Origin of the sequence: Streptomyces sp. BK239, assembly GCF_004217285.1 — a bacterium.
In the GTDB taxonomy this organism is placed as follows: Bacteria; Actinomycetota; Actinomycetes; order Streptomycetales; family Streptomycetaceae; genus Streptomyces.
The window spans coordinates 498,911-522,805 of sequence record NZ_SHKS01000004.1; the positions used below are offsets into that span (position 1 = coordinate 498,911).

At 72.4% G+C, this 23,895-nt stretch carries 23 protein-coding genes and 1 pseudogene; 12 read left to right on the plus strand and 12 right to left on the minus strand.

Annotated elements, in window-relative coordinates:
• Positions 1–45: 45 nt before the first annotated feature.
• Positions 46–721, plus strand: a pseudogene (locus EV567_RS15630) (dienelactone hydrolase family protein).
• Positions 708–1,370 carry a phosphoribosyltransferase gene (locus tag EV567_RS15635; protein WP_130440351.1) on the plus strand — a complete coding sequence of 221 codons (663 nt, stop codon included), beginning with the start codon at positions 708–710 and terminating at the stop codon, positions 1,368–1,370. Before EV567_RS15630 ends, EV567_RS15635 begins: the two are co-directional and overlap by 14 nt.
• Positions 1,371–1,380: 10 nt before the next feature.
• Here EV567_RS15635 and EV567_RS15640 read toward each other — a convergent pair whose 3' ends face one another.
• From EV567_RS15640 to EV567_RS15655, 4 genes are all read right to left on the minus strand, one after another.
• Positions 1,381–1,788, minus strand: a complete 408-nt coding sequence (locus EV567_RS15640; protein ID WP_130440353.1) for a VOC family protein — start codon at positions 1,786–1,788, stop codon at positions 1,381–1,383.
• Between the two features lie 135 nt (positions 1,789–1,923).
• Positions 1,924–2,745 carry a rod shape-determining protein gene (locus EV567_RS15645; RefSeq protein WP_130440355.1) on the minus strand — a complete coding sequence of 274 codons (822 nt, stop codon included), beginning with the start codon at positions 2,743–2,745 and terminating at the stop codon, positions 1,924–1,926.
• A complete protein-coding gene (locus EV567_RS15650) occupies positions 2,742–3,113 on the minus strand; it encodes a TraR/DksA C4-type zinc finger protein (RefSeq protein ID WP_130440357.1) in 372 nt (123 codons plus the stop codon). The genes EV567_RS15645 and EV567_RS15650 overlap by 4 nt, the downstream gene beginning before the upstream one ends.
• A 50-nt stretch (positions 3,114–3,163) precedes the next feature.
• Positions 3,164–3,490, minus strand: a complete 327-nt coding sequence (locus EV567_RS15655) for a TraR/DksA C4-type zinc finger protein (RefSeq protein WP_130440359.1) — start codon at positions 3,488–3,490, stop codon at positions 3,164–3,166.
• Positions 3,491–3,803: 313 nt separating this feature from the next.
• Between EV567_RS15655 and EV567_RS15660 the strand changes: the two genes are divergently transcribed.
• The 6 genes from EV567_RS15660 to EV567_RS15685 all read left to right on the plus strand — a co-directional run bounded on the left by EV567_RS15660 (position 3,804) and on the right by EV567_RS15685 (position 10,714).
• On the plus strand, positions 3,804–4,757 hold the full coding sequence (locus tag EV567_RS15660) for a sensor histidine kinase (protein WP_130440361.1): 954 nt from the start codon (positions 3,804–3,806) through the stop codon (positions 4,755–4,757).
• Positions 4,754–5,419: a response regulator transcription factor gene (locus EV567_RS15665; RefSeq protein WP_130440363.1), complete on the plus strand. Its 666-nt coding sequence runs from the start codon at positions 4,754–4,756 to the stop codon at positions 5,417–5,419. The genes EV567_RS15660 and EV567_RS15665 overlap by 4 nt, the downstream gene beginning before the upstream one ends.
• A gap of 104 nt (positions 5,420–5,523) precedes the next feature.
• Positions 5,524–5,937: a hypothetical protein gene (locus tag EV567_RS15670; protein WP_130440365.1), complete on the plus strand. Its 414-nt coding sequence runs from the start codon at positions 5,524–5,526 to the stop codon at positions 5,935–5,937.
• 66 nt (positions 5,938–6,003) lie between these two features.
• Complete coding sequence (secD, locus tag EV567_RS15675; RefSeq protein ID WP_130440367.1) at positions 6,004–8,286, plus strand: protein translocase subunit SecD; 2,283 nt, start codon at positions 6,004–6,006, stop codon at positions 8,284–8,286.
• 279 nt (positions 8,287–8,565) lie between these two features.
• Positions 8,566–10,065 carry an FUSC family protein gene (locus EV567_RS15680; RefSeq protein WP_130440369.1) on the plus strand — a complete coding sequence of 500 codons (1,500 nt, stop codon included), beginning with the start codon at positions 8,566–8,568 and terminating at the stop codon, positions 10,063–10,065.
• 259 nt (positions 10,066–10,324) lie between these two features.
• Complete coding sequence (locus EV567_RS15685) at positions 10,325–10,714, plus strand: hypothetical protein (protein WP_130440371.1); 390 nt, start codon at positions 10,325–10,327, stop codon at positions 10,712–10,714.
• Here the strand turns inward: EV567_RS15685 and EV567_RS15690 are convergent.
• Entirely contained in the window at positions 10,711–11,634 is a 924-nt protein-coding gene (locus EV567_RS15690) for a sirohydrochlorin chelatase (protein WP_130440373.1), read from the minus strand. The genes EV567_RS15685 and EV567_RS15690 overlap by 4 nt on opposite strands.
• A gap of 159 nt (positions 11,635–11,793) precedes the next feature.
• Complete coding sequence (locus tag EV567_RS15695; protein ID WP_242620847.1) at positions 11,794–12,792, minus strand: N-acetylglucosamine kinase; 999 nt, start codon at positions 12,790–12,792, stop codon at positions 11,794–11,796.
• 132 nt (positions 12,793–12,924) lie between these two features.
• On the opposite strand from EV567_RS15695, the gene EV567_RS15700 reads away from it, so the two are divergent.
• A complete protein-coding gene (locus EV567_RS15700; protein WP_130440377.1) occupies positions 12,925–13,602 on the plus strand; it encodes a uracil-DNA glycosylase in 678 nt (225 codons plus the stop codon).
• A gap of 284 nt (positions 13,603–13,886) precedes the next feature.
• Here EV567_RS15700 and EV567_RS15705 read toward each other — a convergent pair whose 3' ends face one another.
• On the minus strand, positions 13,887–14,669 hold the full coding sequence (locus EV567_RS15705) for a YwqG family protein (protein ID WP_242620823.1): 783 nt from the start codon (positions 14,667–14,669) through the stop codon (positions 13,887–13,889).
• Positions 14,670–14,987: 318 nt separating this feature from the next.
• A complete protein-coding gene (locus tag EV567_RS15710; RefSeq protein WP_165430389.1) occupies positions 14,988–16,073 on the minus strand; it encodes a sialidase family protein in 1,086 nt (361 codons plus the stop codon).
• Between the two features lie 278 nt (positions 16,074–16,351).
• Here EV567_RS15710 and EV567_RS15715 point away from each other — a divergent pair, with 278 nt between their 5' ends.
• Positions 16,352–16,936, plus strand: a complete 585-nt coding sequence (locus EV567_RS15715) for a hypothetical protein (RefSeq protein WP_130440381.1) — start codon at positions 16,352–16,354, stop codon at positions 16,934–16,936.
• A gap of 139 nt (positions 16,937–17,075) precedes the next feature.
• On the opposite strand, the gene EV567_RS15720 is transcribed toward EV567_RS15715, so the two are convergent.
• Both EV567_RS15720 and EV567_RS15725 read right to left on the minus strand, forming a co-directional pair.
• A complete protein-coding gene (locus tag EV567_RS15720; protein ID WP_130440383.1) occupies positions 17,076–17,585 on the minus strand; it encodes a lamin tail domain-containing protein in 510 nt (169 codons plus the stop codon).
• Positions 17,586–17,693: 108 nt separating this feature from the next.
• Positions 17,694–19,355 (minus strand): acyl-CoA dehydrogenase family protein, encoded by a 1,662-nt coding sequence (locus tag EV567_RS15725; RefSeq protein ID WP_130440385.1) that lies wholly within the window; start codon positions 19,353–19,355, stop codon positions 17,694–17,696.
• 73 nt (positions 19,356–19,428) lie between these two features.
• Here EV567_RS15725 and EV567_RS15730 point away from each other — a divergent pair, with 73 nt between their 5' ends.
• Positions 19,429–20,172, plus strand: coding sequence for a PaaX family transcriptional regulator C-terminal domain-containing protein (locus EV567_RS15730; protein ID WP_130440387.1), 744 nt, complete (start codon positions 19,429–19,431; stop codon positions 20,170–20,172).
• Between the two features lie 118 nt (positions 20,173–20,290).
• Here the strand turns inward: EV567_RS15730 and EV567_RS15735 are convergent, their stop codons facing one another.
• Positions 20,291–21,100 (minus strand): pectate lyase, encoded by an 810-nt coding sequence (locus EV567_RS15735; protein ID WP_130440389.1) that lies wholly within the window; start codon positions 21,098–21,100, stop codon positions 20,291–20,293.
• 48 nt (positions 21,101–21,148) lie between these two features.
• The gene (locus EV567_RS15740) at positions 21,149–22,129 is read right to left on the minus strand and encodes a polysaccharide lyase family 1 protein (RefSeq protein ID WP_130440391.1); all 981 of its coding nucleotides are present in this window, start codon (positions 22,127–22,129) and stop codon (positions 21,149–21,151) included.
• Between the two features lie 373 nt (positions 22,130–22,502).
• Here EV567_RS15740 and EV567_RS15745 point away from each other — a divergent pair, with 373 nt between their 5' ends.
• Entirely contained in the window at positions 22,503–23,828 is a 1,326-nt protein-coding gene (locus tag EV567_RS15745) for a PHB depolymerase family esterase (protein ID WP_242620824.1), read from the plus strand.
• Positions 23,829–23,895 lie beyond the last annotated feature (67 nt).

Below are 23,895 nucleotides of genomic sequence, written 5' to 3' on the forward strand. Positions count from 1 at the left end.
ACCCGGGACCCGGTGGATCATCCGAGGAAGGAGGTGAGGGCGACGATCTCCGAAATCGTCCGGGTGCCTGTCGCGGGCGGCGCTCACCGGTGAACTGGAGGCGCCGACGCGGGCCCGCGCGCTGGTGCTCTTCGCCCACGGCAGCGGCAGCTCCCGCCACAGCCCCCGCAACCGCATGGTCGCCGCCGAACTGCGCACCGCCCGACTGGGCACCGTGCTGGTCGACCTGCTCACCGAGAGCGAGGGCCGCGAGGACCTGGCGACGGGCGCACACCGCTTCGACATCGAGCTGCTGGGCCGGCGCGTGACCGCCGTCGTCGACTGGCTGGCGGCGGAGCCCGACCTCAGCGGGCTTCCACTCGTCCTGTTCGGCGCCAGCACCGGGGCCGCGGCGGCTCTCGTGGCCGCAGCCGAACGTCCCGACCGCGTCCTGACCGTGGTGTCCCGCGGCGGACGGCCCGACCTCGCGCAAGCCGCCCTGAGCCGCGTACGGGCGCCGGTGCTCCTCGTCGTGGGCGGCCGGGACCCGCAGGTGCTCCGGCTCAACGAGCGGGCGGCCCGGCGGCTGCGCGCCCCGCACGCCCTGCGCGTCGTGCCGGACGCCACCCATCTGTTCGAGGAGCCCGGCGCGCTGGAGGAGGTCGCCGCGGCGACGAAGGAGTGGTGCGACGACCGCCTGAGGGCGCTTCGCGGGGAACGAGGCCGTCATGCGGTTCCGTGACCGGGCCGAGGCCGGACGCGCCCTGGCCGAGCTGCTCTCGGCGATGCGGGAGCAGGGCGGCCTGCCCGATCCCGTCGTCCTCGCCCTGCCGCGCGGGGGTGTCGCCGTGGCCGTGGAGGTCGCCCGGGCGCTCGACGCCCCGCTCGACGTGCTCGTCGTCCGCAAGATCGGCGCGCCGCACCAGGAGGAGTACGGCGTCGGCGCGATCGCCGGCGGGGACGTGCTCTACGACGAGGCGGCCCTCGAACGGCTCGGCCTCACCGAGAGCCGGCTCGCCCCGGTCGTCGAGCGTGAACGCCGGGAGCTCCAGCGCCGCGAACGGCTCTACCGGCAGGGCCGCCCCGCCCCCGACCTGCGGGGACGGACCGCGATCGTCGTCGACGACGGACTGGCGACCGGCGGCACGGCCCGCGCCGCGCTGCGCGCCGTACGGAGGCTCGCGCCCCGGCGGACCGTGCTGGCCGTGCCGGTCGGCTCACCGGAGGCCGTGACCCTCCTGCGGCCCGAGGCCGACGACGTGGTCTGCCCGCACCAGCCGGCGACCTTCATGGCCGTCGGACTCTGGTACGAGGACTTCGAGCAGCTCTCGGACGACGACGTGCTGGACGCCCTGCGCACGGCCGGCGGACGACAGCCCGGCCGGGCCTGAGCCGCGCGGGTCAGGTTCCGGTGATGTTGACCATCCACGGGATGCCGAAGCGGTCCGTGCACATGCCGAAGACGTCGCCCCACATCTGCCTCTCCAGCGGGACGCCCACCGAGCCGTCCGCGGACAGCTTCTCCCAGTAGCCGCGCAGCTCGGCCTCGTCGTCGCCGCTCAGGCTCACCGAGAAGTTGTTGCCCGGCACGTGCTCCATCCCGGGCGGGGTGTCCGCCCCCATCAGGGTGAAGCCGCTCCCCGTCTCCAGCATGCCGTGCATGACCTTGTCGGCCTCGGGGGCGTCAGGCTTGCCGTACTCCCCGAAGGTGTTCACGGTCAGCGTTCCGCCGAAGACCTCCTGGTAGAACTCCATGGCCTGGCGGGCGTCGCCGGCGAAGCTGAGGTACGGGTTGAGTCGTGAACCCATGAGAAACCTCCTGAAACGGGCGAAACGGTCGATGCGCGCAGACTAGCGCGCGCCTCTGACACTCACCCCTCGTCGCGCCGCCCGCCGGGGCGGGTCATGCGGTCGGGACGGCGCTCGCCGGGGGTAGGGCGGTGGTCAACGGGGGTGCGGGATGTCGTGGGCCGCGGCGGTGGAGGGGTGGGCATGGGCGGCTTGCAGGAGTCTCGCGGCGCCGCGGACCGCCGCGGTGTGCGGGGCCGGGACGGGCTGGACGGGAGTGCCGAGCCGGTGGGTGAGGGGGCCGGTGACGTCCGGTCGCAGCGCGCCCCCGCCGGCGAGGAGTACGCCCCGCTGGAGGGCGTCGAGCGCCTGGGAGGTGTGATCCTCGTCCAGCACGGCCCTCACCATGGCGACGACCGCGTCGGTGATGCGGGCAGGCGGGGTGAGGCCGTCCAGGTCGCCGGTGCCCAGGGCGGTGTGGCGGGCGTCGGTCACCGCACCGTCCGTGAGGAGCGTGACCTCGGTGAGGTGGGCGCCGATGTCCACGACGAGCAGGGGGCGGGACAGGTCGTCGTCCGCGGCCATGGCCACGGCGCGCGGGGTGGGGACGGTCAGGACGGTGCGCGGGCGCAGGACCTCGACCGCGGCGCGGGCCTGAGCCCGGAAGGCGATGCCGCCCAGGACGGGCGTCGTGAGGATGAGCAGAGGCTGGACGAAGCGGGGCAGGCGGTGGCCGAGCAGCCGGTCGAGCATGCGGGTGGCCGCGGGGGTGTCGACGATGGCGCCGCGCTGGACGGGGCAGGTGGCGCCGTCGCCCGAGAAGGCCACGGTGGGCACGTCGAGGATCTGTCGCCGTCCGGACATCCAGGCGCGGGTGCGGGCGCCCCCCAGGTCGAGGGCGATGCCCGTGCACTCCCGGCACCAGGGCCATGGTCGGTGCCGGGCCGCCTGAGGGCGGCGACCGGGTGCGGTGGTCATCGGCCGGCCTCCCTGACCTGCTGGCATCGGGCGCAGTAGCGGGCCTGCGGCACGATCATCAGCCGCTCGCGGGCGATGGGCCCGCGGCACAGACCGCAGGTGCCGTAGTGGCCCTGGTCCATACGTGTGAGGGCGGCCTCGACGTCAGCCAGGACCATGCGGGCGTAGGCGGCGAGTTGGACGCGGACCTCGATCTGGGAGGCGGCCTGCCGTTCGAGGCGCGCGTCGGCGCGGGTCGTGGCGTGGGCCGAGAGCTGTTGCAACTGCTCCTGGCGGAACAGACGTTGTTCGTGCAGGTTCGCGCGCAGTGCGGCGAAGTCCTCGATCGAGAGCGTGGTGTCGCGGTCGTCGATGATCTGGTGGTTCACCGGTTCACCCCTTGGGCAGGGCGGGAGAGGGGAGCGCGGACGGTCGGCTGTCAGGCGGTGTCGCGCAGGCAGGGGACGCAGAACGGCGTGTAGGGCAGGATTTCCAGGCGCTCGACGGGGATGGGCTTGGCGCAGGTGCGGCACGTGCCGTAACTGCCGTCCCGGACGCGGTGGAAGGCCGCCTCGATCTCGGTGAGGACCCGCCGGACGGTGTCCTTCTGTGCGGACATCACCTGTTCCTCCGCGTCCGGCCCGGCCTGGCCGATGGCCCGCAGCTGGGTGAGCCGGGAGGCGCGTTCGTCTTCGAGGCGCTGGAGGGCCTCGTGCGCCGTCAGCCGCTCACGACGGGATTCGGTCCGGGGCGTATCGAGTGACATGGCGGATCCTTCTTTCCAGAAGTGGGCGTCGGACGGGAGGTCAGGGGGCGGAGGCCCGTGCCTCCAATGTGGCCGCGACGCCGCGCGAAGGACATCGGGCGCGATACCCATCTGTGGCGTGCCCGTCGGCCCGTCGCGGGGTGGGCAGGCCACGTGCGGGAAATGGGGATCGGTGCCCATGGCCGCTGGAACCGGCAGCGGGCAGCCTGGACGGCAGGCCGGTCAGGGCCGGTGCCCGCGGTTCGCGCCCGGGTCGCGCGGTGACCGACAGTAGGGACAACAGCCGTGTCGCAAGCAGAAAGGCGTCATCCCGGTGTCGCTGTTTTGGCGGATCTTCGCGCTCAACGCGGTGGTGCTGGGAAGCGCCACCGCGCTTCTGCTGTGGGCTCCGGTGACCGTGTCGGTACCGGTGGTACTGACCGAGGCGGTCATTCTCGTGGCCGGCATGGTCGTCATGCTGGTCGCCAACGCGGCCCTGCTGCGGATCGGCCTGGCACCGCTCGACCGGCTCACCCGGCTGATGACCACCGTCGATCTGCTGCGCCCGGGGCAGCGGCTGCCGGAAGGGGGCCGCGCAGAGACCGCTGAACTGATCCGCACCTTCAACGCCATGCTCGAGCGCCTCGAGCACGAGCGGGCCTCCAGCAGCGCCCGCGCCCTGTTCGCGCAGGAAGCGGAACGACGCCGTATCGCGCAGGAACTGCACGACGAGGTGGGTCAGAGCATGACGGCGATCCTGCTGGCACTGGAGCGAGCCGCCGACGACGCGGACGAGCCCCTGAGCGGTGAACTACGGCAGGTGCAGGAGATCACCCGGGGGAGCCTGGACGAGGTACGGCGTCTCGTACGACGCCTGCGGCCCGGCGTGCTCGAGGACCTCGGACTGGTCAGCGCCCTCACCTCGCTGACCAGTGAGTTCGCCACCCACGTAGGGCTGCGTGTGGTGCGCCGCTTCGACACCGGCCTTCCCGTGCTGGACCAGCAGACGGAACTGGTGCTGTACCGCGTCGCACAGGAAGCCCTGACCAACGCGGCACGCCACGCCGAGGCCGGGCAGGTCGAGGTGAGCCTGCACCGCACCGACGGAGCGGTGGTGCTGGCGGTCGCCGACGACGGCCGCGGAACCGGCGTCGCCCGGGAAGGGGCGGGGATCCGCGGAATGCGCGAGCGGGCCCTGCTGATCGGGGCCACCCTGGATGTCACCTCCCAGCCGCAGGCCGGAACCACGGTACGGCTGACCGTGCCCCTCCCCAGGAAGCAGCGATGACCACGCCCGACACATCCGTGATCCGTATCCTCCTCGCCGACGATCATGCGCTGGTACGCCGCGGGGTGCGGCTCATCCTCGACCGGGAGCCGGACCTGGAGGTCGTCGCCGAGGCCGGGGACGGCGCGGAGGCCGTCGAGATGGCCCGCGCGCAGGAGGTCGACCTGGTGGTGATGGACATCGCCATGCCACGGATGACCGGCCTGCAGGCCACTCGGGAAGTTCTCGCGCTCAGGCCCGGCGTGCGGGTGCTGATGCTGACCATGCACGACAACGAGCAGTACTTCTTCCAGGCGCTGAAGGCCGGCGCCAGCGGCTATGTACTCAAGTCCGTGGCCGACCGCGACCTGGTGGCGGCATGCCGCGCCGCCATGCGCGACGAGCCGTTCCTGTATCCGGGCGCGGTCACCGCGCTCATCCGCAACTACCTCGACCGGGTCCGTAACGGCGAGGAGCCCTCCGACCAGGTGCTGACCCCACGCGAGGAGGAGGTGCTCAAACTCGTGGCCGAGGGCCACTCCTCCAAGGAGATCGCCGAGATGCTCTTCATCAGCATCAAGACCGTCCACCGGCACCGCGAGAACCTGCTGCACAAGCTGGGCCTGCGCGACCGGCTGGAACTCACCCGCTACGCGATCCGCGCCGGCCTGATCCAGGCCTGAGCCTGCCGGCCGCCTCGAGGATCCGGCCGGCAGGCTCCTCAGCCGGGCCTTGAGGACCCGGTCCGCCCAGAACAGAAGACCATCGACAGGGAGAGGGGGCGGTGATGGCCCGCTTCACACACACCGTCCCGCGCACCCGGGGTCCCGGCCCGGGACTGGTCCGGACCGTCCTGCTCGCCCTGTTCATCGCCCTGCTCGGCCCGTCCGTCCTGGGCGGCGCGCACCACCCCGCACCGGTCGGTGCGCTGCTCGCGGCCGAGGAGAAGTCGTCGGCGCACAGTGAGCCCCATGCGGACCGTGCCGACCAGGCTGTCTCCACCACTGCCGTCCGCGGACAACGAGAGGCCCCAGGCGATCGCCATGCGCCGCCGGTGTCCGACCCTGCCGCGTCGTCCGGCACGACGACCGGCCCGCTCCAGCCCGCGCGGTCCCCGGTTCCGGCGGTGGGCCCGCCCGCATCGGAGCAACCGGCACATCGTCAGGTGGTGAGGGCGCCGCCTTTCCCCTCCGGCTTCTGAATCCCTTCCTCTCCTTTCTCCGCCGCAGCCGCCGTGTCGGCCGCGGCATGCCTGCCGGAGGCCCCTGTGAACCGATCCCAGCGCACCAGAGGCTTGATCGCCCTCGCCGCCGTCGCCCTGTCCCTGTACATCGCGTTCACCGTGCCCGTCCACCTGGGACTCGATCTGAGAGGCGGCACCCAGATCGTGCTGGAAACCCGCCCCACCGCCGCCGCCGATGCCGGCGGCGAGGCCACGGACCGCACCGTGGAGGTGCTGCGCGGCCGTATCGACGCGCTGGGCGTCGCCGAACCCACCATCGCCCGCTCCGGCAGCGACCGGATCATCGTCGAACTGCCCGGCCTGGAGGACCCCAGGGAGGCCGCCGACGTACTCGGCCGTACCGCCCAGCTCACCTTCCACCAGGTGCTCGGTACGGCAGCCGCCGCGGACGACAAGCCGACTCCGCTGCCCGAGCGGCCCCGCGAGCAGGTGATGGCCGACGAGTCCGGCCGGCTTCTGCGCCTTCAGGCGGCCTCGCTGACCGGGGACGACGTGGAGAAGGCAGCCGCCCGCTTCGATCAGCAGGGCGGTGCGGGCTGGCACGTCACGGTCGACTTCAGGGGACCGGGCAAAGCGGGTTGGGCCCGCCTGACCGGCGAGGCCGCCTGTCACCCGCCCGGGGATCCGGGCCGCCGGGTCGCCATCGTCCTGGACGACAAGATCATCTCTTCGCCGCAGGTCGACCCGTCCGTCGCATGCCGGTCCGGCATCAGCGGAGGCTCCACCCAGATCACCGGAACCTTCGACGACAGCGAAGCGAAGGAGCTGGCCCTGCTCATCAACGGCGGCGCTCTGCCGGTGCCGGTCGAGACCATCGAGCAGCGCACCGTCGGCCCCACCCTGGGAGCCGAAGCCATCACGGCAAGCGCCTGGGCCGCCGGCATCGGCACCGCGGTGACGTCGCTGTTCATCATCGCCGTCTACCGTCTCCTGGGCGCTCTGGCCACCGTGGCCCTGGCCTGCTACGGCCTCATCTCCTACGCGGTCCTCGCCGTCCTCGGCGCCACTCTCACCCTGCCCGGCCTCGCCGGCTTCGTCCTGGCCATCGGCATGGCGGTCGACGCCAACGTGCTCGTCTTCGAACGCGCCCGCGAGGAGTACGCCACCCGCCACCGCCCCACCCCGCGATCGTCCCTAACCGCCGGATTCCGCGGGGCCTTCAGCGCGATCGCCGACTCCAACATCACCACTCTCATCGCCGCCGGTCTGCTGTTCCTCCTCGCCTCCGGACCGGTGCGCGGGTTCGGCGTCACGCTGGGCATCGGCGTCCTCGCCTCCATGCTCAGCGCCCTCGTCATCACCCGGGCCCTCGCCGACCACGCCGTCGCCCGCCCCCTTCTGCGCCGCCGCCCCCGCCTCACCGGCATCGCCCACACCGGCACCGTCCGCGACCGCCTCGCCCGCACCGAACCGAACCTGATGCGTCACCCGCGCCGATGGCTGGCCGCCTCCGCCGCCGCACTCGTTCTGGCCGCCTCCGGCATCGCGCTGCGCGGCCTCGAGCTGGGCGTCGAATTCACCGGTGGCCGCCTCATCGAGTACACCACTGCCGCCCCCGTCGACCCCGAACACGCCCGCACCGTCCTCGCCGACGCGGGATTCCCCCGGGCCGTCGTCCAGACCTCCGGCGAGAACCAGCTGACGGTCCGCACCCACCATGTGAGCGACACCCAGGCAGCGACCATCACCGACGCCGTCGCCGACCTGACCCACGGAGCCGACAAGATCCGCGACGAAGCCGTCGGGCCCAGCCTCGGGAAGGAACTACGCCAAGGCGCCCTCATAGCCCTCGCCGTCGCCCTCGCCGCCCAGCTGATCTATCTGACGGCACGCTTCCGCCGGCTGCTGGGAGTCTCCGCGGTCGCCGCCCTCGCCCACGACGTCGTGATCCTCGTCGGCGTCTTCGCCTGGCTCGGCAGACCTGTCGACGGCGTCTTCCTGGCCGCGCTGCTGACCGTCATCGGCTACTCCGTCAACGACTCCGTCGTCGTCTTCGACCGGATCAGGGAAGTCGGCCGGCACGACCCCACCACGCGCTTCGCCCGCGTCGCCAACCGGGCGATCCTGCAGACCCTGCCCCGCACCGTCAACACCGGTATGGGCGCCGCGTTCATCCTCACCGCACTGGCCCTGCTCGGCGGCGACACCCTGACCGACTTCGCCCTCGCCCTCCTCATCGGCCTCGCGGTGGGCACGTACTCCTCGATGTTCACGGCCACGCCCCTGGCCATCGAACTGCACAAGCGCCGCACCCGGACGAGCCACGAGGGGCGTGCTTCCTCCGCCGGGCGAGGCGTCTCGAGGTGAGTGAGAAGTCTGATCCATTGGGCCTTCATCGGCCGGTTCCGAGCTCGAGCTGCTGTGCCATTGGCTCAGTCGGTGGGGTGGCGGTTGAGCCAATGGGCCGGGAGGTGTTTTGCTTTGTCCCATCCATGTGACTTGCGGTGCCGCGTAGCGCCGGACGGCGACGAGGCCGGATCCGGACCGCGGCGCCTTCGTCGTGCCTGCTTTGTCGTGCGCCACCCCGGACGACCGCCGGCAGGACGCGAACCACCATGAGGGGGGCGGCGCACCGCCGTGAAGAGGATGTTCGTGGCTCCGGACCCGGGGCGCTCCAGGCTGCGGAACGCGACCCGCGCCGTCATCGGTGTCGCCACCGCCGTCGCCGTCGCCGAACTGTGCGGGCTGTCGCTCACCGCGTCGATCACCGGCGGGCTCGCGGCGCTGCTCGCCCTCTTCACGGTCACCGATGCGACCGTCCGCGACCAACGGCTCACCACCGCCCTGCTTCCTGTCGCCGGATTCCCCGTGCTGGCGCTCGCCACCGCACTGCACGACCTCACCCCGGCCCGTGACGCCGCGTTCCTGGCCATCGTCTTCTCCGGGGTGTACGCCCGCCGCTGGGGCCCGCGGGGCCACGCGCTGGGGATCTTCGCGTTCATGAACTTCTTCATCACGCAGTTCCTGCACGCGGGTCCGGCGCAGTTGCCCGAGTCGTACACCGCGATAGGCCTCGCCCTCGTCACGGCCGGCGCCACGCGCTTCGTGCTCTGGCCCATCGAGCGTCACACCCCACCCGCGCCGGCCCCACCGGCCCTGCCCGGCACCGGACTGGCGCGGCCCACCACCCGGCAGGCCTTCCAGGTCACTGCCGCTTCGACGCTCGCGCTCCTGGTCGGGCAGCTGGTCTCCCAAGAGCGCTGGTACTGGGCCGTCGGCGCCGCCTGGTGGATCTTCGTCAACACGGCTTCTCGCGGCGAGACCCTTGTCCGTGGTTTCCGCCGGATCTTCGGAACCGTGATCGGTGTCGCCGTCGGCCTGCTGGTCGCCGGCCCGCTGCACGGCGCCCCCGCCCCGACGGCCGCCCTCATCGCCGTCTGCGTGTTCGGCATCTTCTACACCGCCGCCGTCTCCTACTCCTGGATGATGCTGGCGGTGACGGTCATGGTCAGCCTCCTCTACGGCCTGATGGGCATGCTGGAGCCCGGCCTGCTCGGCCTCCGTCTCGCAGAGACCGGTGTGGGCGCGCTGTGTGCCGCGCTGGCCGTGACCCTCGTCCTGCCGGTTACCACGCACGCCACGAACGACGCCTGGATCCGGCGGGCACTGCACTGCGTCCACGCGGCCACCACCCAGGCGACCGCCCGCCTCGCCGGCGACCCCCACGGCGACCCGGCCCCGCACGCCGCCGAACTGGAACTGCTGCTCGGCCGGGTACGGATGGCTCTCGCTCCGTTGGTGCACCCCTTGAGTCCCTTCCGCGCTCGGAAAGCCCGTGCCCGTCGGGTCATCGCGTTGCTCGACGACTGCGCCCGCGAAGTACGGGGTCTGGTGGCCGTCGCCGCCGACTCCGTCGCGTCGCACGACGCCGACCTGGTCGCCGCCTGCCGGCGAGTCGAGGCCGTGCTGGAAGCACTCACTGCGAGCGACCTGGGACGCAGGGAAGTGGAGCCCGCCGCCGGTGAAAGGGCTCAGCGGGAGGAGACGGAGTCGGCCCTCGTGCACCTGCGCGGCCTGGAGAAAGCTCTGTCGGAGCTGGCGATGCCGCTCGCGTCGGCTCCGCGCCCTTCACTCGTCCGTTCTTGATCGAAAGGAAGCGGGCCGGCCGAAGGTGCGGCACTCTCTGCCCGACGGCTCACAGCTGCTCGTGCCGCCGGTGACGAACCACGCCGTCAGCGACGTCTGGATGCACCGCGTCCTGCGCTGCGTGCACGCCTGCCGAGGCCGCGGGTGCGCCTCGTCGGCGACGACACGGCGGACCAGGCCGGACGTGTCGCCGAACCGGAGCACTCGCTCGGCCGGGCGGGGCTGTCCGTCGCCCCGCTCGTCCGCCCCGCTCCACCCCGTGCTCGACCGAAAGCGCCGCATCCGCGGGGTTCTCGCGCCGTCGACGTCGTGCGCCCATGAGATGCGCGGCCCGGTCGCCGTCGCGGCCGCACCGGAGGCCTCCCACGATGCCCGCCCGGCCGCCGCCTGCCGGCGGGCCAAGGACGCGGTCGAGGCCCTCGCCGACGGCCGCCCCGACCGCCTGACCCTCACCGTGCACGCCGCGTCGGCCACGCACCCCGCCTGGGCCCACCTGCACAGCCCCGAACAAGCCCTGACGGAACCGTCCCGCCCGCTGAGGCCCCGGCGTGGCGGCAGCGCCCCGCTGCACCGCAGCACGAAGGGCCCGCTCCTCTTACCGGAAGCGGGCCCTTTCGTCGTGTCGGGGCGGCACGCGCACGCGTGCTAGCGGACCGGGGCCCCCTGCGGCTGCTGCGGGGCGATGCCCAGCGCGGTCGTGTACTTGGCCAGGGCGAGCTTGCCGATCGCCGGGTACGGGCCGAGCGCGTCGGCGGTGGCGCAGCCCGCCTCCCTGGCGGCCTCCTCCAGCAGCGTGGCGTCGATCTCCGGGCCGATGAGGTACGGCGCGAGGGCCAGCTGCTGGGAGCCGGAGGAACGCAGCTGCTCGGCGACGGAGGCGATGGAGCCCTCTTCGTCGAGCGCCGCGGCCATCACGGGGACGGCCAGACGCGCGGCGAGCAGCATGCCGGTGATCCCGGCGGCCTGCACCGCCTCGTCGCCGCCCACGGACGCCAGGATGATGCCGTCCGCGGCCGTCGCCACGGTGAACAGGCGGGCGCGGTCGGCGCGGGCCAGGCCCGCCTCGGACAGCCGCACGTGCAGCGCCTCGGCGAGCAGCGGGTGCGGGCCGAGGACGTCGGTCAGCTCGGCGGCGATCCGGCTCTCCATGACGGCCTGGCGGATCCGGCGCAGCAGCGCGTTGTCCGGGCCGGCCAGCAGCGGCACCACGACGGCGACCGGGCCGTCGGGCTCCTTGACGTCCATCCCGGCGGCGACCGCCTGCTCGTAGCGGGCGGTGCGCTCCTCGGCGGCGAACGCCAGCACGGCCTGGAGGCTGGGGAACTCGTGGTCGCCCCCGTCGACGTACCCGATGCGCGCGTCGAGGCCGGGGAGCTCGGAGCGGGCGATGCTCACGACCTCCTCGGCCAGACCGCGGGTGGCGGCGCTCGGCGTGCCCGGCACCGCGAGAACGAGCGCGGGCGCGCCCTCGGGAGCCGCCAGCGGCTCGGGTCGGCGGTGCCGCCCGGGCTGGCGGGGGCGCGGCATTCGTACAGGCAGGCCGGACGCGGGCCCAGTGGGGGAGCTCATGGCGCCGCATGTTACTGGCTTCTTGGGCTCCCTTGTTCGGGGAGGGTGCAGGTGAGCGGTATCCGTCCTGTTTTGTCTGATGAGTTACGTACGGATCAGAAGTGATCAGCGTGTTTTTCGGACGACTTGCCCCCGAAGGGGGCCAATCCCCCTTTCCTGTCAGCCCTCGTGGTTCACCACGTACATCATCGTCTGGTCACCCGGCAGGGTCAGCGTCTCCGTCGCCAGCGCGATGCCGATACGGACCGCGCCGTGCAGCGGATCGCCCTCCGCCGGCACCCGGCGCGCGTACGGCAGCCTCCGCTCCAGTTCCGCGTCCAGCGGTACGAGGAGGGGCTCGCCCAGCTTCAACAGGCCGCCGGTGACGGCGACGCACGCCGCGCCGCCGGCGGAGAGCTCCCCGCCGTCCGGGCAGACGGCGGCGGCGGAGTCGGCCATGTGCCGGGCCGCGGCCCGCAGGATGTCCGCGGCGACCGGGTCGCCCGGGGCGCACTCGGCCACCTGCGAGGCGAACGACGCGAGGACGGCCGCACGGTCCGGGCGCGGGTAGAGCCGGCCGGGCAGCCCGGGCATGGGGCCGAACTGCTCCCGTGCGCAGGCCAGAAGCGCGGCGGAGCCCCCGGAGCGGCCGTCGTGCGCACGTAGGGCCGCCTCCAGGCCCGCCCGGCCGATCCATGCACCACCGCCACAGTCGCCCAGCAGATGACCCCAGCCGTCGGCCCGTCGCCACGCCCTCAGGTCCGTCCCCACCGCGATCAGCCCGGTGCCGGCCGCGAGGACCGCGCCCGGCCGCTGCCCGAGCGCGCCGACGTAGGCGGTGACGGCGTCGGCGGCCAGAGCCGTGGTGCGCACGCCGAACTCCCGCGCCAGGGCGGACGGCAGTGCGGCGCGCAGCGCGTCGCCCAGCGTGCTGAACCCGGCGGCTCCCACGACCACCGTCGCCGGCCGCTCGATGCCCGTCTCCGCCGTCAACGCGCGCACCAGCGGCACGAGTTGCTCCATCAGATGCGTCGGGTCGATCCCCTGCCCGCCGGTGCGCACCGGGACGGCCGACGACCGCCGCGCCACGGTCCCGCGTCCGGCTGTGCCGAGTGCGACCCGCAGACCGGAGCCGCCCGAGTCCACGGCGAGAACACCGTGCTCGCGGGCGAACGGCAACGCGCCCTGCCGCGTCCGCGGCGTCGGTTCACCGTCGGGATGCAACAGGCACCCCTCCTTCCCGGACGCCGGTCGTGGGTGAGGGCTGCGTGTCGCGCCGGGGCGCCGCGCCCACCAGTAGAGTAAGGCGTCGTGGCACCACGACCCTTGCATGAACTTGTCGAAGCGGGCTGGGCGAAAGCTCTCGAACCCGTGGCCGAACGCGTCGCGGCCATGGGGGACTTCCTCCGGGCCGAGATAGCGGCGGGCCGCACGTACGTCCCGGCCGGGGCGAACGTCCTGCGGGCCTTCCAGCAGCCCTTCGACGACGTCCGTGTCCTGATCGTGGGGCAGGACCCCTATCCCACACCCGGGATGGCGATCGGACTGAGCTTCGCGGTCTCGCCGGACGTGCGTTCGCTGCCGGGGAGCCTGGAGAACATCTTCCGGGAGATGCACTCCGATCTCGGGCTGCCCAGGCCGTCGAACGGCGATCTGACGCCGTGGACGCAGCAGGGCGTGCTGTTGCTCAACAGGGCGCTGACGACCGCCCCGCGCAAGCCCGCGGCGCACCGGGGCAAGGGCTGGGAGGAGGTCACGGAGCAGGCGATCCGGATGCTGGCCGCTCGCGGCAAGCCGCTGGTGTCGATCCTGTGGGGCCGTGACGCGCGCAATCTCCGTCCGCTGCTGGGGGATCTTCCGGCGATCGAGTCCGCCCATCCGTCCCCCATGTCGGCGGACCGGGGTTTCTTCGGCTCGCGTCCGTTCAGCCGGGCCAACGACCTGCTGCTGCGGCAGGGCGCGCAGCCGGTGGACTGGCGACTGCCGTAAGCACGACCGTCCGTGGAGCACGACCGTCCGTGGAGCACGACCGTCCGTGGAGCACGACCGTCCGTGGAGCACGACCGTCCGTGGACCACGACTTTTCGTGGAGCATGGCCGTCGCGCCATCCGCCCGCCCGGCCGTGACCGCCAGGATCTGGCCGATCCTGCCGATCCTGCCGATCCGGCCGAGCGGGGAGAGAGGGTGAGCCGCGTGGATCCCGCCGCGCGGTCCATCTCACACCGGTACACGGACGAGTCGGAACCGGGGATCACGCCCTACGCGGTGCTTATCAGCACTGCTGCGTGTACGTCAGGGCGGTGTAGTGGCGCGCGGCGATGTCCTGCCGGGTGCCTGTGATCAGGTTCAGGGTGTAGACGTCGAGGTCGACCACCTGGCCGGCCACCTGGGCGAAGAGGACGAGGTCACCCTCGTCGGGGGCCATGTCGTAAGGGGCGGAGAAGCCGCCCAGCTGGGCGCAGACACCGAACTCCGCCCCTCCGGCGGCCAGTTCGCGGACGGTGTCCCCGAACGCGTCCAGTACCGCTTCGTTGCCGTCGGCTGCGTTCAGGAAGGCGCGGCACGCGGGGGCGTCCTGCCAGTCGCTGTGCAGGGTCAGTCCGACGACGGGGTAGAGCGTCCGCGGTTCGTAGACCGTGGTCTGCGCGGTCTCGCCGTCGACGTCGTACGTCACGGGGCGCTCGGTGGTCCGTGCTCCCGCGGGCACGTGGAGCACCGAGGAGTTCTCCGGCTCGTACTCGATCTTGGAGAAGAAGAGCAGATGGCCGTCGGTGGGCAGCTCGATGTCCAGGGCGCCGTGCGGCAGGGCCGCGCAGTCGACGGTCAGGATGAGGGGTTCCATGCCCTGGTGCCGGTCGGCGTCGTCGGGGAGCGAGGGCAGCCCGCCCGTGCGCGCGGCCGGGCGGGCGGTCTCCTGCTGCGCCGGGGAGAGGTCTTCGAGGGGGAGCAGGTAGACGCACGGGCGGGAATGCGCGAGCAGCTCGGCCGCGACGGTGTTCGGAATGCCGTGCCGCTGGGCCGTGTCGTGGACGAGTCGCTCGTCGATCGCTGTCATGCGCGTGATCGTGTCAGGAGGTACTGACATCCGTTCGTCGGTTCGGCCGGTTCCGGTCCCGACATGCGCGGAGTCGATCGCCGGCGGCATCGTGGGGTCGGCGGCTCAGACCCGGCAGTGATCGACTTCGCGAGGCGCCATGGCCTCCGCCCGCAGGTGCGGACGTTCCCGGCGCCGGACTTCGCGCAGGCGCCGGACCAGGTCCGCAAGGGCAGCGTCCGCTACCGCGCCGTCGTGGAGTTCGAGTAGCCGGACGCCGCCCGCCGATCCCTCCCGCCGCGGACGCCGTCGAAGCATGGCCGGACAGTCACGTCGGGGTCATCCGACCACCGCTGCCCGTACGCACAGGACGTCCGGCAGGTGGGAGGCCAGCTGCCGCCAGGTGTCGCCGTCGTCGGCCGAAGCGAAGACCTCGCCGTTGCGGTTGCCGAAGTACACGCCGGCCGGATCCGCGTCGTCCGTGCAGAGCGCGTCGCGCAGCACGGTGCCGTAGTGGTCCTCCTGCGGCAGGCCCGCCGTGAGCGGCTCCCAGGTGCGGCCCGCGTCCGCCGTGCGGAACACCCGGCAGCGGTGCTCGGCGGGCACCCGGTCCGCGTCCGCGTTGATCGGGAAGACGTACGCCGTGTCCCCCCGCGTGGGGTGCGCGGCGGCGGCGAACCCGAAGGTGGACGGCAGCCCCTCGCCGATGTCCGTCCAGTGCGTGCCCGCGTCGTCGCTGCGGTAGACGCCCCAGTGGTTCTGCAGGTAGAGCCGGTCCGGATCGGCGGCGTCCCGCGCCACTTTGTGCACGCACTGGCCGAACTCCGGGTCGGGGTCGGGCAGGAACACGGCGGAGACACCGGAGTTGGACGGCTCCCAGCTCGCACCGCCGTCGGCCGTGCGGAACACGCCGGCCGTCGACACGGCCACCGTCACCCGGCGTGGGTCGCGCCGGTCGGTGAGCACCGTGTGCAGGCCCTCCCCACCGCCGCCGGGCACCCACTGCGCGCGCGTGGGGTGCTCCCACAGCGGGCGGATCAGCTCGAAGCTCTCCCCGCGGTCCTCGGACCGGTACAGCGCCGCCGGTTCGGTGCCCGCGTAGACCACGTCCGGTTCCGCCACCGACGGGTGCAGCTGCCAGACCCGCTCCAGGGAAGCCCCCGTGTCCTGCGGGAACTTGACGGCCGGTGTCGCCGGTTCCGTCCACGTCCGGCCCAGGTCGTCGGAGTGGAACACCGACGGACCCCAGTGCGCGCTGTCCCCGCCGGCGAGGAGCCGCGGGCGGTCACCGCGGGTGTCGACGGCGACCGAGTAGATCGCCTGCGCGTTGAAGTAGGGCGACTCGTCGAACTCCCAGGCGCCCCCGCGCCTGCGTCCGATGAACAGGCCTTTTCGCGTCCCCACGGCGAGCAGCACCTCTGTCATTGCGATCACCTCCGCTGTGCCGCGACGGCTTTGTCCCGGCATCGGCCAGTCTGCACCCCACCACTGACAGTCACCCGCTCAAGCGCGTCGACGCAGGTCACGGCGGCGATGGCGGGAAAAGGTCGGCATGGTCCCGGCCACATTCGCCGCAGCTGTGGCTTGGACCGGCGAGAGCGTGGAACTGGCGGGTGGGAGGGATTCGCCCTGAGCATCAGGACCGCCCGCACCGTATGGGAGGGCGCCGGGATGTTCGCGCGCTCATGAGGAGGAAGCCTTCGATGGCGTTCCGTGGTCCGAAGGTGTGGCTGTGGCGTTGGCGGCGCAACCCGCTCAAGCGTCGCGCCGACGTGGTGGAGGCTTGGGTGGTGCTCGGCGCGTGGGCGCTGACCGTTCTCGCCGGGGTCCTGGCCGGCTGGGCGACCGCCCGTTCCGTCGAAGACGGGCTCGCCCGGGAGCGCGTCGAGTGGCGGGCCGTCGCCGGGCGGCTGACCGAGCAGGCGCCGGGCAAGGCGTCCACGCGCGCGGGCGCCGCCAGCGGCGACCGGGTGTGGGCCAAGGTCGACTGGACCGCCCCCGACGGCTCCGCCCATGCCGGCCAGGTCCGGGTCGCCCCCGGCAGCACGGCCGGCACCCGCGTCACGATCTGGACGGACCGTCAGGGCCGCCTGGTCACCAAGCCGACCACCGCCGATCAGGCGCGCGTGCGCGCCGCCCTCGTCGGGGTCCTGGCGGGCGCCGGCGCGGCGACCCTGCCCTTCGCGGGCGCCCGCGTCCTGCGCACCCGCCTCGAACGCCGGCGCACGGACCAGTGGGACACGGACTGGGCCCGCTTCGACGCCCTGCGCGGCAAGCCCACGGGCTGAGCCGGACCCCCGGTGGCCCGCGGCGGACCACCGGGGCGCCCACCTGCTCCGTCCGTCCCACGGGAAGCGGCGCGACCTCCCACGACAGCGGCGCGCCGGCCCGCACTGGGGCCGACGCGCCGCTCGGGCCGTCCTCGGATCAGCCGTGGTACGTGATGTACCCGTTGCCGTCCGCGTCGTTGGCGCGCTTGGTGTAGGCGTGCGTGTCGGCCGCGGCGCCGCCCGGCTTGAGCAGGTAGATGGTGTCCTTGTCGTTGTTCCAGATGAAGTTGCAGTTCTGGCGGTAGGCGACGTTTCCGGCGTCGGACTCGGTGCCGCGGCCGCCGCGCAGCGTCACGTAGTCGCCGGGCTCGAGGGTGTGGTTGGCGGTGAAGGTGTACTTGTTGCCGCTGGCGTCCTTGACGGCGTAGCCCTTGAGGTTGACCTTCGCGGTCCGCGAGTAGTTTTTGATCGTCAGGTACTCGTTCTTCGCGTTCCCGCCGGAGCACCGGTTGGAGTCGGCGCCGGGGGCGTCGTACTGCACGCCCTTCACCTTGAGCGGGGACGAGTACTCGGCGGCCTGGGCCGGAACGGCGGTGACCGCGGTGATCGCGACGGCCGCGCCCGCCGCGGCCATGGCCGTCCACGCGTGAGACATGCGTATGCGCATGAGGTAATGCCCCCCTGATGGTGCGATTGAAGTACGGGGGAGCATATCCAAGGTGATCGCAGCGTGTGGGAAATGTGCGCGAAATGTGAAGTGCTGACCTGTCGGGAGCTATCGTTCGGTCAGCGACCTCCCCAGGATGCCGTCGACGTCCGCGCCGCCCGGCCCGTCCGGCAGGGTGCCGAAGGCGTGACCCCAGTCGCCGCCGAGCCGGGTCGCGCAGAAGGCGTCGGCGATCGCCGGCGGGGCGTACCGGACCAGCAGGGACGCCTGGAGAGCGAGCGCCATCCGCTCCACCAGCCGGCGCGCGCCGCCCTCGGTCCCCTCGGCCAGCCGCACGCGGAGCGCGTCGACCGCGGCGTCCAGCCGGGCGTCCGCGCCCCGCGCCGACGTCAGTTCGTCGAACAGGACGTCCGCGGTGGCCGGCTCACGGGTCAACGCCCGCAGCACGTCGAGGGCGTTGACGTTCCCCGAGCCCTCCCAGATCGACAGCAGCGGCGCCTCGCGGTAGTGCCGCGGCATCCCCGAGTCCTCGACGTAACCGTTGCCGCCCAGGCACTCCAGCGCCTCCGCGGTGAAGGCCGGACCCCGTTTGGTCACCCAGTACTTGCCGACGGCGGTCGCGATCCGCCGGAAGGCCTGCTCGCGCGCGTCCCCGCGCACGGCGCGGTCGGCGGCACCTGCCAGCCGCAGGGTCAGGGCGGTCGCGGCCTCCGACTCCAGCGCCAGGTCGGCCAGGACGTTGCGCATCAGCGGCTGGTCGATCAGCCGCGCCCCGAACGCGGCGCGGTGGCGGACATGGTGGCCAGCCTCCACGAGAGTCTTGCGCATCAGGGCGGCCGACATCGTCACGCAGTCCAGACGCGTGCAGTTGACCATCTCGATGATGGTCTTCACGCCCTGACCTTCCTCTCCGACCAGCCAGGCCACGGTCCCGTCGAACTCGGGCTCGGCGGAGGCGTTGGAGCGGTTGCCGAGCTTGTCCTTCAGTCGCTGGATGCGGAAGGTGTTGCGGCTGCCGTCGGGCAGCACGCGCGGCACCAGGAAACAGGACAGCCCGCCCGGCGCCTGGGCCAGCACCAGGAACACGTCGCACATCGGCGCCGAGGTGAACCACTTGTGGCCCCGCAGGGTGTACACCCCGGGTTCGGCCGTGGGCGTGGCCGTCGTGGTGTTGGTGCGGACGTCGGAACCGCCCTGCTTCTCGGTCATCCCCATGCCCGCCAGCAGGCCCCGCTTCCCGGTCGGAACCCGCAGCCCGGGATCGTAGTGACGACTGGTCAGCAGCGGTTCGTACACCTTCGCGAGCTCCGGTTCGCGGCGCAGCGCGGGGACGGCGGCGTAGGTCATCGAGGTGGGACAGCCGTGCCCGGCGTCGGTGTGACCCCACACGAGTCCGCCGGCCGTGCGGGCCACGTGCGCGCCCGGCCGGGCGTCGGCCCAGGGCGCGCCCGCCTGCCCCTCGGCGACCGCGACCCGCATCAGCTCGTGCCAGCCGGGGTGGAAGTCGACCTCGTCCACGCGGTGGCCGTAGCGGTCGTGGGTGCGCAGCTCGGGCTCGTGCCGGTTGGCGAGTTCGGCCCACTCCTGCGCCTGCGGGCCGCCGGCCAGCAGCCCTAGCCGCCGGACGTCCTCCTCTGCCCACCCGGCGCCCTCCCGGCGCAGTCCCTCCAGGAGGGCGGTGTCCTCGGAGGCGTCGTAAGGCGCCAGGGGCGGGGCCTGGTTGGTGACGTCGTGGGTGCCGGACCGCTCGTGCGGGAGTGTCGAGACCATACGCACAATGTTGCACTCTCGCTGCGGACGCAGCAATAGTGCAACATGGTGGGCATGCGTAAGGTACGTGACCATGCGGATGAACGTGTCAGCGCAGCCCGGCGAGGTCGACCTGCGGCCCCTGTCCGCGCGGTCGGTCGTGCTGAGCCTGCTGCTCGGCACGCATCCGCCGGAGCTGCCGGTGCGGGAGCTGGTGCGCGCGGTGGAGCCCTTCGGGGTCGGCGGCTCCACGCTGCGGGCCGCGCTGAGCCGCATGGCGGCCGCCGGCGACCTGCGGCGCACCGACACCGGCTACCGCCTGAGCGACCGCCTGCTGGCCCGGCAGCGCCGCCAGGACGACGCGGTGCGTCCGGCCACGCGCGCGTGGGACGGCGACTGGGAGATGGTGGTGATCACGGCCTCGGGTCGCGGCCCCGCCGAACGCGCGGAACTGCGCGCCCGCCTTACCGCTCTGCGCCTCGCGGAACTACGCGAGGGCGTCTGGCTGCGCCCTGCCAACCTCGCCCGGGCACTGCCGGACGACCTGTGCGAGGTGGCGCAGCACTACACCGCCCGCCCCGGCCTGCCAGAGCGCCGGCTGGCCGCGGCGCTCTGGCCGCTGGACGCCTGGGCGGCCACTGCCCGGGCCCTCCTCGCGCACATCGGCCGGGCGCCCGGCCCGGCCGACCGCTTCACCGCCTACGCGGCCGTCGTACGCCATCTGCTCGCCGACCCCGTTCTCCCGCCCCGGCTGCTCCCCGAGGGCTGGCCCGGCGCCGATCTGAGGGCCGCCTACGCGGACTACCGGCGGGAGGTGGCCGAGGCGGCGCGGGCGTGAGGCGGGGGGCGGCGGCCGACTGCCCGGCACCCGGCACTCAGGGCCCGGCGCACGTGCGGCGGTCGTACGGAGCGCGGTGTGGGGGAGCGCTCCGTACGACCGCCTTCACCGTGGGGGGCTACCTGTAGGTGATGTCAGAACCGGAGTACTTGCAGTACGTTCCGTCGGCGTTGGTGCCGTTGGTGGTCGGCTCCTTGCCCGTGTTGTTCCCGATGTACTTCTGGCACGGGATGATCTTCTTGCTGCCGTCCCCGATGATCGTGATCTTCTTCAGGGACGCGCTGTCGCCGTAGTTGGTGTTGATGCCGGCGAGCTTGCCGCCCTTCCAGTTCACCTCGATGGTGTTGAGGTTGATCGTCCGCTTGTACTGCGTCGAGCAGTTGCCGCAGGAGCGGACGAAGGTGCCGAAGTTCTTCACGGCGAAGTTCGAGATGTTCAGCGTTCCGGCGCCGTTGAACTGGAACACCTTGTCGCTGGCTTCCTTCGCCCCGCCGCCGGACACGGTGTAGACGTTGGACGACGAGGAGCCCCGGAACGTCGCCGCGTCCTCGCCGACGTCCTCCCACCAGACGTTCTGCAGGGTGCAACTGCCCTTGCAGTGGACGCCGTCGGCGGCGGGGGCGCCGATGATGACGTTCTTCAGGACGGCGCCGGGGGCCAGTTCGAGGATGGGTCCCTGGTCCTCGTTCTGGCTGCCGCTGCCCAGGTCACCGGTGCCGTACAGGCGCTTCATCCCGTAGTCCTTGGTGCCCGAGACCTGGATGGTGGAGGACACCCCCTGGCTGCCGTTGGCGGAGGGCCAGGTGGCGGCGCCGGCGGGAGTGGAGAGCGCACCATCCGCCATGATCATGCCAACCGACAGGCCCAGGGCGGCCAGCGTGCCGGTCAGCGCGCGCACACGGGTGCGCGAGCGTGACGAAGAAGTCATGTCCCGAATCCTTCTTCCTGTTGGGGGGGATATGGGGGGGGGGGGAGGTCAGAGCTTTCCGGCGCCCGCGCCGGCCGTCACCGAGGCGACGACGGACGAGGCCGGCTCCGCGGTGTAGCTGTACGGGGCGCTGGTGAACGTGCCGGTCCGGGAGATCTCGGTCGCGGCTCCGCCGAGATCGTTGCCGCGGAGGTTGGCGAACCCGTCGACGTCGCTGCTGCGGTTCGTGGTGACCGCGACCTTGGTCGAGCGGAAGACGTTGTTCTCCACCAGCATCTGCGCGCCCATGCGGGAGTGCACCGCGGTGTCGGCGCCCACGACGTAGTTGTCGTAGAAGTGTCCGGTGCCGAAGCGCAGGCTCGGGATGCGCGAGTAGACGTCGCTGAAGTGGTTGTGGTGGTACGTCACCTTCAAGTGGCCCGTGTCCTGGCTCTCGTTCTTGTCGCTGTGACCGACGAGCGAGCCCTTGAAGTGGTCCTTGAAGGTGTTCCAGGACACCGTCACGTTGTCGGAGCCGTGGTTGATGTCCAGCAGACCGTCGTAGTGGTCCTTGTCGTGACCGCGGTCCGCGGAGAAGGAGTTGTGGTCGATCCACACCTTCGTGGACGACTCCACCGTGACGCCGTCGGACGGCGCCAGCGGCTTGCTGATGTTCAGGTTGCGGATGACGACGTTCGTGACCTTCTTCAGCCGCAGTCCGCCGCCGGTGAACCCGGACGACGAACCGACGCCCAGGACCGTGGTGTTGGACCCGACGTCGACCTGACCGCTCAGCGTGATCAGGCCGTTGACCTTCACCACCTTGGCGGCGTTGCCGGTGACGGCCGTCTTGAAGGCGGCGAGGTTCGAGACGGTGACGGCTGCCGCACCGCCTCCGCCGGTCGTTCCGGTGCCGAAGCCGATCGGCGCGCTCTCCGCGGCGCCGGCTTGCTGGGGGGAGGCGAGGACCGTCACGCCGGCGAGCGCGAGGGCGAGCGCCGCCGCCCGAGTGGGCCTTTGCGCGTGTGTACGTGGGGGGCCTGTACGCATGCGGGTGCGTCCCTTCGAAAGGGCTTGCATGGTCGTATATGTGAATGACGTGCTGATTCATGAACGTCCTACGCGGGCACAGTGGGGTGGTGGGGGCCTGCGTAAGCGGATCGTCCACACTGCTGAACGGAACGTAGAGGGCAAGCGCTTTCTAGTCAACGGTTTGCGCGGAACACGTTCAGTCGCCCCCTGTTCACGGTGCGGGGGGCCGAGAGGTGGCGTGGGAGCGCTTCCATGAGGGGCGTGCGCATGTCACCATGCGGGCGGACGCCCCTCCATCCGGTGCCGGACCCCGCGGTCCGTGCCCCGTCCGGGCGAACCACCCGCTGAGCCACCTTTCGCGCACTGAGCCGCCGTCAGAAAGGACCAGCACGTGCACACCCTCAACCCACCCTTACGAGCGCTGCGTTCGGCGCTCGCCGCGCTGGTGCTCCTGCTCACCGGCGCCCTCCTCACAGCCCCCACCGCCACCGCGAGCCCGCGGTCCGCGCAGACGCCCGTGCCGGCCGCCGCCCTCACCGAGGTCACCGGCTTCGGCGCCAACCCCAGCAACCTCCGGATGTACGTGTACGTGCCGGCCAATGTGGCCGCGCGCCCCGCGGTCCTCGTCGCCGTCCACTACTGCACCGGCTCCGGACCCGCCATGTACTCCGGCACCGAGTACGCCCAACTCGCCGACCGGTACGGGTTCGTGGTCGTCTACCCGTCCGTCACCCGCAGCAGCAAGTGCTTCGACGTCTCCTCGCCCCAGGCCCTGCGGCGCGGCGGCGGCAGCGACCCCGTCGGCATCAAGTCCATGGTCGACTGGGTGGGCGCCCACTACTCCGCCGACCCCACGCGCGTGTACGTCACCGGCATCTCCTCCGGGGCGATGATGACCAACGTCCTCCTCGGCGACTATCCCGACGTCTTCGCCGCAGGCGCGGCCTTCGCCGGCGTCCCCTTCGGATGCTTCGCGACCACCGACGGCTCCGAGTGGAACAGCGCCTGCGCCCAGGGCACCGTGATCCGCACGCCGCAGCAGTGGGGCGATCTCGTCCGCGGCGCCTACCCCGGCTACACCGGGGCCCGGCCGCGCATGCAGCTGTGGCACGGCACCGAGGACGACGTGCTGCGCTATCCCAACTTCGGCGAGATGATCAAGCAGTGGACCAACGTGCGGGGCCTCTCCCAGACCCCGGCCGCCACCGACTCCCCGCAGTCCGGCTGGACCCGTACCCGCTACGGCGGCACCGGTGACCGCGCCGCCGTCGAGGCCGTCAGCCTCCGGGGCGTCGGACACAACGTGTACGCCTGGGGCATGGGCACCCGAGTGATCACCTTCTTCGGCCTGGACGCCGGCGGCGGCCCCGGACCCGGCCCCGATCCCGAGCCCCCGGCCGGGCCCTGCAAGGTGACCGCGTCGACCAGCGCATGGAGCACCGGCCTGACCGCCTCGATCACCCTCACCAACACCGGGACCGCCACCGTCAGCGGCTGGCGGCTCGGGTTCACCCTGCCCGCAGGCCAGAGCATCACCGGCGGCTGGGGCGCCACGTACGCACCGGCCGCGGGAGCGGTGACCGCGACCAACGCGCCGTACAACGGCACGCTCGCGCCGAACGCCAGCGTCACCATCGGATACCAGGCGAACCACACCGGTGACAGCGCCGCGCCGACCGCTTTCACCCTCAACGGAGCTGCCTGCACGACGATCTGACGTCGCGTCCCTTCTGTGCGGCCCTCTTGTCACCATCGATCGGGGGCCGCACGCGTGCGCGTGCGCG